This window comes from Mesorhizobium sp. RCAM 06353 (genome assembly GCF_059683585.1).
Window position 1 is genome coordinate 6,533,135 of sequence record NZ_CM185031.1, and the last position, 11,832, is coordinate 6,544,966.

The 11,832-nt window shown below is 63.5% G+C and carries 9 protein-coding genes; 6 read left to right on the plus strand and 3 right to left on the minus strand.

What is annotated here, in order from left to right; all coding sequences use genetic code 11:
* Window positions 1–17: 17 nt before the first annotated feature.
* The 5 genes from AC56QX_RS31630 (at window position 18) to AC56QX_RS31650 (ending at window position 8,094) form a co-directional block, all read left to right on the plus strand.
* A complete protein-coding gene (locus tag AC56QX_RS31630) occupies window positions 18–797 on the plus strand; it encodes a PP2C family protein-serine/threonine phosphatase (RefSeq protein WP_497112471.1) in 780 nt (259 codons plus the stop codon).
* Complete coding sequence (locus AC56QX_RS31635) at window positions 797–3,370, plus strand: serine/threonine-protein kinase (protein ID WP_497112472.1); 2,574 nt, start codon at window positions 797–799, stop codon at window positions 3,368–3,370. The genes AC56QX_RS31630 and AC56QX_RS31635 overlap by 1 nt, the downstream gene beginning before the upstream one ends.
* 120 nt (window positions 3,371–3,490) lie before the next feature.
* Entirely contained in the window at window positions 3,491–3,886 is a 396-nt protein-coding gene (locus tag AC56QX_RS31640; RefSeq protein WP_497117991.1) for a DUF1036 domain-containing protein, read from the plus strand.
* Window positions 3,883–6,300, plus strand: a complete 2,418-nt coding sequence (locus AC56QX_RS31645; protein WP_497112473.1) for a M23 family metallopeptidase — start codon at window positions 3,883–3,885, stop codon at window positions 6,298–6,300. The genes AC56QX_RS31640 and AC56QX_RS31645 overlap by 4 nt, the downstream gene beginning before the upstream one ends.
* 165 nt (window positions 6,301–6,465) lie before the next feature.
* Window positions 6,466–8,094 (plus strand): caspase family protein, encoded by a 1,629-nt coding sequence (locus AC56QX_RS31650; RefSeq protein WP_497112475.1) that lies wholly within the window; start codon window positions 6,466–6,468, stop codon window positions 8,092–8,094.
* Between the two features lie 8 nt (window positions 8,095–8,102).
* On the opposite strand, the gene AC56QX_RS31655 is transcribed toward AC56QX_RS31650, so the two are convergent.
* The gene (locus tag AC56QX_RS31655) at window positions 8,103–8,639 is read right to left on the minus strand and encodes an OmpA family protein (protein WP_497112477.1); all 537 of its coding nucleotides are present in this window, start codon (window positions 8,637–8,639) and stop codon (window positions 8,103–8,105) included.
* Between the two features lie 192 nt (window positions 8,640–8,831).
* On the opposite strand from AC56QX_RS31655, the gene AC56QX_RS31660 reads away from it, so the two are divergent.
* Window positions 8,832–9,407: a DUF6931 family protein gene (locus AC56QX_RS31660; protein ID WP_497112478.1), complete on the plus strand. Its 576-nt coding sequence runs from the start codon at window positions 8,832–8,834 to the stop codon at window positions 9,405–9,407.
* 5 nt (window positions 9,408–9,412) lie between these two features.
* Here AC56QX_RS31660 and AC56QX_RS31665 read toward each other — a convergent pair whose 3' ends face one another.
* Together AC56QX_RS31665 and AC56QX_RS31670 are read right to left on the minus strand one after the other, a co-directional pair.
* Complete coding sequence (locus tag AC56QX_RS31665; RefSeq protein WP_497112479.1) at window positions 9,413–10,657, minus strand: caspase family protein; 1,245 nt, start codon at window positions 10,655–10,657, stop codon at window positions 9,413–9,415.
* Between the two features lie 7 nt (window positions 10,658–10,664).
* Window positions 10,665–11,765 carry an OmpA family protein gene (locus AC56QX_RS31670; RefSeq protein ID WP_497112480.1) on the minus strand — a complete coding sequence of 367 codons (1,101 nt, stop codon included), beginning with the start codon at window positions 11,763–11,765 and terminating at the stop codon, window positions 10,665–10,667.
* Between the last annotated feature and the right edge of the window lie 67 nt (window positions 11,766–11,832).

An 11,832-nucleotide genomic window follows, 5' to 3' on the forward strand; every position in this document is an offset into this window, starting at 1 on the left:
ACGCGTTTGGTGGCAAGGTGAACGATGTCGCCCTTCCCTTTGACAGTTTCGGCGTGAGCCACAAGGGCTGTGTCCGCGAGGTCAACGAAGACAACTACCTGCTCGAGCCACGAACCGGGCTTTGGGTGGTGGCCGACGGAATGGGCGGGCATGATGCCGGAGAGGTTGCCTCGGCCAGCATTGTCGACCACCTGGCCACGATCGGCATCGCAAGCTCGGCTCCGGACCTGAGGGCGCGCTTCGAGGACAGGCTGAGCCGGGCCAATGCCGAGATCCGCAGCATATCGGAATCGCGCGGCATCACCATCGGCTCCACGGTCGCGGCCCTGTTGGCGATGGACGGACGGTTTGCCTGTCTGTGGGCGGGCGACAGCCGGGTCTATCTGATCCGTAACGCCGCGATCTCGCAGATTTCGAAAGACCACACCGAAGTGCAAGAGTTGCTGGATCGCGGCATGATCAGCGCGGCCGAGGCGCTCACCTGGCCACGCCGCAATGTCATCACGCATGCGGTCGGCGTGAGCGACGACTTCGTCATCGATTTCCAGCAGGGCGAACTGATGCCGGGGGACATTTTCGTGCTCGCCACTGACGGGCTGACGGCGCATGTCACCGACGCCGAGATCGAGGCCGCGGTGGTGTCGGCAACGCCTCAGGCTGCCTGCGAAAATCTGCTGGAAACGGTGCTGGCGCGGGGCGGAACGGACAATGTCACCATTGTGCTGGTGAAGATCGCAAACGAGCGCAATGGACAATCGCTCCATCCTGATCTGTCCAGAGCGGAGGGCCGAGGCTGATGAGCGCCGACGACAAGACGCGAATATCGCCGCAGGTGGCCAACACCGCGGTCGGCACGCAGCTCAGCGGCATCTACGAACTGGACGAACGGATCGCATTCGGCGGCATGGGTGAGGTCTACCGTGGCCACAACATCCAGACCGGAGACCACGTCGCCATCAAGATCGTGCTGCCCGAGTTTGCCCGCGACCAGACGATCCTGTCCTTGTTCCGCAAGGAAGCCTCGATCCTCAACCATCTGTCGCATGACGCGGTCGTGCGATACCACGTCTTCACCATCGATCCCGGGATCGGCCGTCCCTACCTCGCAATGGAATTCGTCGACGGCGAGTCGCTGTTCGACATCATGCGGCGTGGGCCGATGCCGACAGAAGCGGTGCGCAAGCTCTGTCATCGCCTCGCATCCGGCCTGGCCGCCGTGCATCAGGCTGGAGCAATCCATCGCGACCTCTCGCCCGACAACATCATCCTGCCCGGGGGCCGGGTCGACCGCGCAAAGATCATCGATTTCGGCATAGCGCGATCGGCGACCGTGGGCGGGGAGACGCTGATCGGCGGAAAGTTCGCGGGAAAATACAACTACGTTTCACCCGAGCAGCTCGGGCTGTACAGCGGCGACGTCAGCGAGCAGTCCGACATCTACAGCCTTGGGCTGGTGCTGGCTGCCGCCTTGCGCGGCAAGCCAATCGACATGAGCGGCTCACAGTACGAGATCATCGAAAAGCGCCGGACCGTGCCTGATCTCTCAGACATCGACGAGGATTTTCGCGGCATTGTCGAAGCCATGCTGCAGCCGGATCCGCAAGACCGGCCGGTCAGCATGGCTGACATCGCCCGGATGACGCGCGGCGAAGAGGAAGCGACAACGCCGCCGCCATCCAGGACACCCCGCGACCGTCCGGCTCTGCCACCTGCCGGGCAAACCCTTGTTCCTGCCCCGACGGCCCAGCCCTCCAATGTCGCCGGACACAGCGCGCCGACGGTAACGGACCCGAGCGAGCAGCGCTTCGTCCCGCATGTCCGGCCCGCGCATTTGTCCGAACCGAAGCCTTCGCCGATCGCCGGCCCGCCGCGTGTTCGCGCAGCGGATGTCCCTGGAAAATCCACGAAGATCCGAACCATCGCGATTGCTGCCTTGGCGGCGCTGGCTGTCGCCTCGGGTGCGGGCCTGTATCTGAGCGGCTTCATGACGCCTGCGACGCCGACTGCCGGCAAGACATCGCTTTCGCCCGAACCATCAAAGCCGGTAGCGGAAACGTCGAAGCCGCCCCCCACGGACAAGGTCGCGAGCGCCCCCGAGCCGGCAAAGCCGGTTCCATCAGCGCAGCCGGAGGCCAGCGTCCCTCCGGCAGAAAAACAGGCAGATGCCGCGGCAGCTCAAAAGCCGCAGCCGGCCAAGCCAGCCGAAATCCCCTCGCAGGCCGAGGAGCCCGCGAAGCCGCCGGCAATGGCAGCGCAGCCGCAAACAGAGGCGAGCGCGCCATCGGCTGGAAGCCAGTCAGATGCCAAGCCTGTGCAAGCGCCGGAGCCGGCGAAGCCCACTGCCTCTGCGCAAACCGAAGAACCCCCGAAGCCATCCGTAACGGAGGTGAAGCAGCCGCCCGAAACGGCATCGCCGGCAATCCAGCCAGATAAGATGGCCAGCAACAGTCAAACGGCAGCGCCAGCGCCTGAGACGACCGCTCCAGCCCCGGCGGCCGAGAAGGTCGCAACGCCGCCGCCGGCCCAGCCAGAGGCGGTGGAGACCCCGAAGCCCAAGCCTCAGATCAGCCAGCCGGCAGCGCCCAAGGCGACCGAGCCGGCGCCCAAGCCCAACGCGAGCCAGACGGATGCCGCGAACGCCGAGGACCAAAACGCGTCGTCACCGCCGGCCAAACAGCCGGACCAACCAGTCGTCGCGTTGAACCTGCCCAAACCGGTGGTCCCCCCGGTTGTCGACGACAGTGCGCAACGGGTCTCGTGGGTTCGCGACTTCGGCGGCGGCGACTGTTTCTACGCCACCATGACGTCGTCGACCGACAAGGCCGCCGCGATCGAAGGCTTTGGCACGGCGGTCCAGCCATTCGAGCGGATGCTCAGCGATTTCCAGGCAAAATTCCATGTCGAGCCGGACATCAGCGTTCGCCTCATCAAGCCGAGCCAATGCGAGGTCACCAACTTTCTGCGCTTTCTCGGGCAGACCACGGCCGACAAGCCGCAGCTTGTTCTCGACCGGACATCGGTGCCGGACGGGACGCCGATCAGCGGTACGCTGGTGACGCGTGGCGGGCTCATTTCCAGCGTCCTGCTGATCGATCACAAGGGCATGGTGTTCAATCTCGACGATCGCATCGTCGCGCAATCCGACAAGGCTACCTTCAGCATCCCGATCGGCCTCGGCGCCGCCGACAAGGCCGCCGGGAAGGCCGTGCCACAGATCATCATGGTGATCACGGGCCCGCAGGATATCCAGGCGGCTGCGTTTTCCACGCCGACGCCGGCCTCGGTGCTGCTGCCCAAAATTCTCGAAGAGATCGAGACCGACGGATCGCAATTTTCAGCCACTGCCAAGTATTTCCGGCTGGGCGGATAGCATGGGCCGATGGAACGCTGCCGCTCGTGTCTGCCCAACTCGTCTGCCGACCTGCCCATAGAGCAGCGTGATCCGGCTCGAGCGCTGCCTGGCTTGACGGGCCGCATCAAGCTTGCGGTCATGGCAGGGGCGGCACTGCTGGCCGTGCTGACGTCCAGCGAAGCGCGCGCCGAATTCACGGTCTGCAACCAGACGCTCGACGTCGTCAATCTCGCCGTCGGCCAGAAGGTCGACAATGCGGACCAGACCGACGGCTGGTGGACCATCGGTGCAAACCAATGTGTCAACGTCATCCGCGAGGAACTGACGAACCGCTACATCTACATCTATGCGACGGATGTCTTCGGCCATGCGATCCTGACCGGATCGACCGAGATGTGCATCGAGCGGCGGCGTTTTTCGATCCGCGGCATCGACGAGTGCTGGCAGCGCGGCCATATCGCTGCGCAATTTCTCGAAGTCGATACGCTTGAACAGGTGCGGTGGACCTTCTTCCTGACCGGAAGCAATCCGTGACGCACAGTATCGACACCAGCTTCAGAGAGAAAAAGCAGGCGCGCGCCGCGCTGCGCAGGCGCACGCTTTGGCGCCGGCTCATTGCCGGGTTCGCGGTAATTGTCCTGCTGTCGATCGCCGCCGGTTTCTACCTCACTGCGGACTATTGGTCGTTCGGCGACGAAGACGAGGAATTGCACGCGGTCGAAGGCGCGGACGACGTGCCGGCCGATGCATCCGTCTATGTGCCGGCCATTATCGATCTGGCCGGAGATCCGATGTGGATCACGCTAGCGCCCGATGCCGACACGGCAAGCAAGGGCCATGCGGTAGCGCGCCCGGCCGAGCTCGACAGTTCCGGCGCCTCGCCGCAGATCGAGATCCTCTCCGACGTGATGCTGAGTGCCAGCGAAAAGTTCATGACGACGATCCCGTCGACGCAGGAGGACTTCGCGTTCTTCCAGGCACAGCGGCGGACCGCTCCGACAACATCTCCGCCTGCTGCACCCACTGAGCCGGCCGCTCCGCCTGCCGCGGCGGTGGCACCGGACGACCAGCAGGGCGACCTGGATAATGAACTGGCGGCGCCCGATGCGAGCGAGGCCCCGGCCGGTTCGGCGCCCAAGCCGAATGCCGACGACCCGGAGGCCGGCTGGGGAGAGACCATCGATCAGGGCGAGGCAGCGCTGCCCGCCTTCAAGAAGACCCAGATCGAGAACAATACCACCGTCGCAACCGTGACCAGCGAGTACCAGCGCTTCGAGGCGACCGAAGACACGTTCGTGAAGATCCTCAACGACCGCAGCCTGGACAGCGTTGCGCTCGATGCACATTTCTCCGCCGATGACGCCAAGCTGGCAGGCGAAGCCCTGAAGGCGCTCTTCAACCGCGACGGTCTGGAACCGGGTTATGTCGTCGCCATGCGCGGATTCCGGCCGAACCGGGAGACGACGACGATGTCACTCATGCAGGTCTCGATCTACGCCAAGAATGTCTTTGTCGGCACGCTGACACGCAACGCCGCGGGCGCCTTCGTGTCGGGTGTCGATCCCTGGGTGCGCGAGGACCTGTTCAACTACTCCGGTGCCGATCAAGGCGGGCCCAAGCGGCAATACCGCCTGCTCGACGCGATCTATTCGACGGCTGCGCGCAACAAGGTTCCAACCGGCGTCATCGGCGAGGCGATCATGTACCTGTCGCGAGGACAGGACCTCGATGCTTTCGCCAGCGAGGACCAGCGCCTGGTGCTGATCTACTCGCAGACGCCGCGCGGCAAGGACGAGACGTCCGGGCGGGTGCTTTATGTCGGCGTCCAGGGCGGCGAGAAGACCATTGACTGTTTCGTCTACCAGCAGAGCGACGGCCAGTTCGCCTGCGTCACCGGCAATGACGAGGTGCGTTCGCTGACTGTCGCGAACGGCATGGTCACGCCGGTGAACGGGGTCATGACGTCGACCTTCGGCCCGCGCAAGCACCCGATCCTCGGCGTCGTTCGTATCCACAAGGGTGTCGATTGGGCAGCCCCTGTCGGCACGCCGATCATGGCGGCCTTCGACGGCGAGATCAGCTTCCAGGGCGATGGCGGCAGCTATGGCAATCTGGTGAAGATCTCGCATGCGAACGGGCGCGAGACGCGCTACGCGCATATGCAGAAATTCGCCATTGCGAGCGGCGTCGGCACCAAGGTGAAGGCCGGCGACGTCATTGGCTATATCGGCACCACCGGGCTTTCGACCGGCCCGCATTTGCATTTCGAGCTCTACCAGAACGGCGAGGCGATCGATCCGCTGGGGACGGTCACCACGGTCGCCACCTATGATACCGGCAATTCTGGCAATTCCGGCGATGTCGCTGTCGAAACGCTCACCGAGCGTATCGTTCATGTCGAAAGCGGCGGCAGCGCCCGCGCCAAGAACCCGAATTCCTCGGCGACCGGCGCCGGCCAGTTCATAACCAAGACCTGGATCCGGATGATGAACACTTATCGCCCGGAACTTGCGCGCACACTGTCGACCGCCGACCTGCTCGCCCTGCGCTACGACGCCACGATCTCGCGTGAGATGGTGCGCAATCTGGCACGCGAAGGCGAGGCCTATCTGCGGGCGCGCGGCCACCAGATCACAGCCGGCCGGCTCTATCTCTGCCATTTCCTGGGCATGGAAGGCGCGCATCAGGTGCTGTCGGCGCCAGGTTCGGCGCAACTGAGTGCCGTGCTGGGGTCGGCCGTCATCCAGGCCAACCCGTTTCTCACCGGCAAGACAGCCAGCTATGTGGTGGACTGGGCCGAAAGGAAGATGGGCCAGAAGCTGAGCCGTGTGGCCACCGACGCCACCCCGCCACCGACGACGACGGAAATCCGCCAGACATCGCCGGAGTTCGAAAAATACAAGCAGGCCGTTACCGCCCTCATCAGCTCGATTCAGAAAACGCTTTGAGCCTGCCTGTGCGGCATCAGTCTCTCAGGCCATTGGTGTCACTATTTCTCGGGCCTTTGTGAACCAAAGCCGCAGCCAGGACCACACAAGTCCAGGAGCCATTTTTGGCACAGGCGACCTAGTCGCCGACGAAATGTAGCACCCTGGTGGGTAGAGGGCTGGTCCATGAAAACGATCACAGTCTTTCTGAGCGGGATTATCCTGGTTTTCCTTGCCGCCTTCGGCGCCGAGGCCGCCGCGCCTGACGCCAAGCGCGTCGCGCTGGTGATCGGCAACAGCAACTATGTCCATGCGGTTACCTTGCCCAACCCCGCCAACGATGCCCGCCTCATCGCATCGACGCTGCGCAATGCCGGCTTCGAGGTGATCGAAGGGGTCGATCAGGACAATGCCGGCATGCACAGCCTCATCAGCCGGTTCACCGAGCAAGCCTACGACGCCGACCTCGCGGTCATTTTCTATGCCGGTCACGGCATGCAGGTCGACGGCAAGAATTACCTGATCCCAATCGACGCCGATTTGACGTCGCCGGCCTATCTCAAGACCCGGACCATCCAGATCGACGACTTCATGGCTGCATTGCCGCCCGACCCGGCGATTGGCGTCATCATCCTCGATGCTTGCCGCGACAATCCGCTGGCAAGGACGCTGGCGGCCTCACTGCCGAAAAGCCGCTCCACCTCGCTGGGCACCGGCCTGGCGCCGGTCGAAGCGAGATCGGACGGCGTCGGTACCGGCGGTCTGCTGATTGCCTATGCGACGGATCCTGGCGCCATCGCTTTCGACGGCGACGGGGCCGACAGTCCTTACTCCACCGCGCTCGCCAAGCATCTGACCGAACCTGGCGTCGAAATCCAGGGCGCGCTGACACGCGTGCGCGGCGAAGTGACCGAAACCACACAAGGTCGCCAGCGGCCGTGGCACAATGCATCGCTGGGACGCGAGGTTTTCCTGGGAAAACCCGTCGCCGCGGCGGCGGCGGCTGCAAATCCCGTGGCCGACGCATCGAACGCAGCCGCGACATCCGCCCCTGCCCCTGTCGCCAATGTCTCTCCTTCCTGGGAAGTCGAGCAACGTCTTTGGGATGAGGCTTCGAAGCACAATTCCGGTCCGTTCTACCAGGCCTATCTCGACCAGTTTCCGAACGGTCGCTTCGCCACCGTGGCGCGGTTGAACATCGACGAATTGAACGGCCCGAACGCTCAAAACCGGCAGGTCGCGGCCCTCGATACGAACCAAGCGACCGCCGGTTCCGGCTCCGCCGAGCAGACCTCTGGCAGCGTCCCGGACGAGATGAAGCAGACGCCGGGCACCGAGTTGACGGAAAGTGCGATCGGCCTCGACCGCCAGGGCCGCGTCGACCTGCAGTTGCGGCTCGAAGCGTTGGGCAACGAGATTGGGCGCATCGACGGAACCCTGAGCTCACAGACCCGTGAGGCGATCGGCATCTGGCAAGCCGATAACGGACTGCCGCAAACCACCTATCTGACGCGCGAGCAACTGGCGTTCCTCGTGATCCAGTCAGATCCGATGATGGAAGCCGTGCGTGCCAGCTATGCGGCCGATCAAGCCCCTAAGGCGCAGCCGAAGAAGCCCGTTGTGCAGAAGGCCCGCACGATGAGGCCGGTGGCACAGAAACCCCGCAAACAACGGCAGGTCGTTCAGAAGTGGCGCGACCGCCAGATCATGGTGCGGCAGGATGATCCTCAACCACGCCGGCGCGATAACGAGTTCCTGACAAAGGCACTGATCTTCGGCGCCGGCGTGGCGATAGGAGGCGTGCTCAAACACTGACCGACGCGCTACTGCGTCTTAATTCGCATTTCCACGCGGCGGTTAAGCGGATCGTACGGGTTGGGACTGCGCGGATTCTTTTCGCCCATGCCGATCGCGTTGATGCGGGCGGGATCGACACCACTGGCCGTCAGGAAGGCTGCCACCGATTTCGCCCGCCGTTGCGAAAGGCCTTCGTTGTAGTGCACCGTGCCGGTGGCGTCGGTGTAACCTTCGACGACGAAGCTGAACGTGCTCAGCCGGCTGTCCTTCAGCGCCTTGGCGAACTCGTCGAGTTCAGCGCGCGCGGTGTTGTCGAGTGTGGCCGAATCCAGGCCGAAATTGATCAGCATATCGAGGCTGGATTTTTCTCCCGGCGCGTCTTTTGCCTTGGTCTTGCTCTTGCACTCCTCCTCGGTACCGACGCAAATTCCCCGCGACTTGCCGAGATCGGCGGCGCCGGCAAAAAACTTCACGATGTCTTCCGATTTCTGAACGGGGTCGGCGGAAACGTGGGTCGAGAAAAACACGACCGCCAACACAAAGGCTGACCTGCCCCACTGCATAGCGGTTACTCCTGTTTGAGCATCCGATTTCGACGATCGCCACGATACCAAATTTCATGGCAATTGTCTGTCGATAAACGCTCTTGGGCATGATTGTGCCGAGGGGGTGTTGCAGCGGCACCGGTTCAGACTTGACCCGCGCCGCGCCTGAGGCTTGAGTGGTCAAGGCTTCTCGATGAAAGCGTGGCGGTCATGGCCAATGGGCTCCGATTCAAGACGGCACGAGATCTTTTCACGGCCTGCCCCGCTATTGCCCGGGACATGAGAACCCTTCCAACCGACCAAAACCCGATCGCGTTTTGCCGCGACCTGCTGGCCGGACGCGTTCCCGAAGAAGCGATAACCTTCTGTGCCTACCTGCTTCCCGAGCGGGCCGCTGTCTGGTGGGCGCATGAATGCCTGAGCCATCTGACCGAGCTGTTCGATGGGACCGATCAGGAATTGCTTGCGCGTATTGGCGACTGGGTGGGTGAACCGGACAATCCCCGCCATCGCTTGGCCCTCGGTACAGCGGCGGCGACACCCCCAACAACGCCGGTCGGCTGGATTGCGCTCGCTGCTGGATGGCGGGACAATGGTTCGGCCATGGCCGCGACGATGGCACCGACCTTGCAACCATTTCCTGCTGCCCATGCGGTCAATGCCGGGATACTGGCCGGACTGGCCCGCGTCGCTCTCGCGGACAGGTTTGCCGTTCTTTCGGCATTTGTCGAAATGGGCATCCAGATGGCCGAGATCGAGGCAGGCCAATCAGTGGATGCATATTAGAGCCGCTACTTGCAGCCGCCTTGCGCCCATTTGGCCAGCGCCACCTTGAAGCGTGTTCCCAGCGGATGTTGTAGGCGCAAGACAGAGACATCGTTGGCGGCGAAATTCTTCGCCTGATCGCACAGCCGGGCCTCGTTCCATTCGTGGCAGCCGTCGCAGTGCTTGCCCTCCCAGACCGACTTGTCCAGCCCCTCCACCGGACTGAACAGGGGCTTGCCCTTGATCAGTTCGGCGATGCTCTTGCCGTCGATTGCCGCATCGCCGAAGTCGACCGGATGGTTGAAAAGGATCGGGGCATCAGACGCCAGCTTGGGGATTTTCTGGCGCAGCACATCGAGCGCAAGCTGATCGTTGCTTTGGCCTGACGCAGCGGCCGCGCCGGTATTGCGCGCTTCGGAGCCACCTTCGGCCTGAGGCGTGCTCGCCTCGCCCACGATCAGTGGCGCATTGAGATCTACCTTGTGCAGGACGACCTCCGTGGTCAGCGAAACATTGAGCCAGGGGCGCTGCTTGCCGGCGGTTGCCTTGAAGACGTCACCAGTCACCCGGTTCATCGCCTCGGTGATGGAGACGTTGGATGCCCCGATGTGCTGAAGCAGCGCCGCGGTGAAAGGCGAATGCTCGCCCGACCCGTCATAGGCGAGTTGATTGGGACTAGCGGCGAAAGCGACGAGCGTGCCGGCGCCACCATTCTCGATCGGGATCTCGGCCAGGCCGCTGCTGGCGCCCTTGACGCCCGCGGTCTTGGCCAGCACTTCGGCGAGGGGATTGTCGCGGCATGCGTCGAGAAACACCAGCCTGATGCTGGTCTCGCGCGACATCTGGCGCAAAACGAAATCAACCGACACGGCCTCAAAGTCGAGGGAGGTCTCGTCCTCCAGCGCGGCATCGACCGGAAGCAGGTAGTTCTTGCCCGAAACCTGCAAGCCATGGCCGGCGTAGAAGAACAATGCGATATCGGCACCGCGCACCTGTTTTGCGAACTGGGCGATCGTCGCCTGCGTCTGCGGCTTGGTCAGGTCGAAGCCGGAAACCACCTCGAAGTCGAGCTTCTTCAGGCGATCGGCCATGGCTTGGGCGTCGCGCACCGGATTGGCGAGGGGTGCTGCGTGCTGATACTGGGCATTGCCGAGGACCAGGGCGACGCGACGCTCGGCGCTGGCGGCCGTCACAGTCAACAGCAGAGCTAGCACCACGAGGCCGGCGGCGCGAAAGAAGCCGCCGCAACGGGCGATCAGAACGGACCTCACCGCCGCCTCAGAGCTTGGTCGCGGAAAATTCGATCCGCCGGTTGAGCGCCTTGTTCTTGGGTGTGTCGTTGGCGGCAACCGGCCGCTCCTCGCCATACCCGGTAGCCGTTATCTGCGTGCGCGGAATCCCCGCTGCAACAATGGCATCGGCGACCGCCTGGGCTCGCCGTTCCGACAATTGCTTGTTCGCCTCCGGCGAGCCGTCGGAATCGGTATAACCGGAGACCTCGACCTTGAGGCTCGGGCATTTGCCGACGACACCTTCGACCTCTTCAAGCAGCGGCCGGCTCTTTGCGTCGAGCCGCGCGCTGGCGGGACGGAAGTAAATGGCCCCGGTGCGCGAGAGCACGGCGAACCTGTTCAGGCATTCCTCGTCGCTGAAGTTCGCCTTGGCGGCATCGGTGGTGACAGGTCCCACATCGGTGGAGCTCGCCGCGGCGGCCTGGGTAGTTGCCGGCTTGCTGCCGTCGGCGGCGAAGACGAAATCGAACGACACCGACGCGGTGGGCACGATGTTGGTGACATTGGCGGCCTGCTGCAGCTTGTCGACGTTCGGCAGCAGGCCGAAATCCTCGACATGGACAGCGACCGGAGCCTCCGAAGCCACCGAAACCATGGTGTCGCTGATCATGGTGACGACGACGCTGGCCTCGAGGTCCTTGTCGACACCATGCAGATTGAGGCGGAACGGTAGCGTTGCCTTCACCCTGCGCTTTGTCGCGAGATCGGCGAATGCAGCGGGATCCACCTTCGCCGTCAGTTCGGCAGTCGGGTATTTGAATGTCTCGAAGAACAGGAAGCGCATGCGGACGTTGCGCAGGTCGACGCCGGTATCGACCGAATTGAGGTCGAACGTGACCTTGGCATCACCCGCCGCGCTCAGCGTGCCGGTGATGTTCCTGATCTTGTTGGTCTCGACGATCGTGTTCTTCTTGACCGACTGGTAGGTGATCACCGAAGCGGCGGGATCGAGCGTCCAGTTCGGCGCGGCGCTCGCGGCTTGCGATCCGAGCAACAGCAGGCCGGATAGGGCTACGACCAGGCCAATGGTCCTCGTGGTGAGGTTCCTGAACCCCGTTTTCCACCACAATGCGACGACTTCGAACATGGAACCCCCTGCCCAGGACCACCGTATCGACACGACACCAAGCACGAGCATAGAGCACTTGCGACGG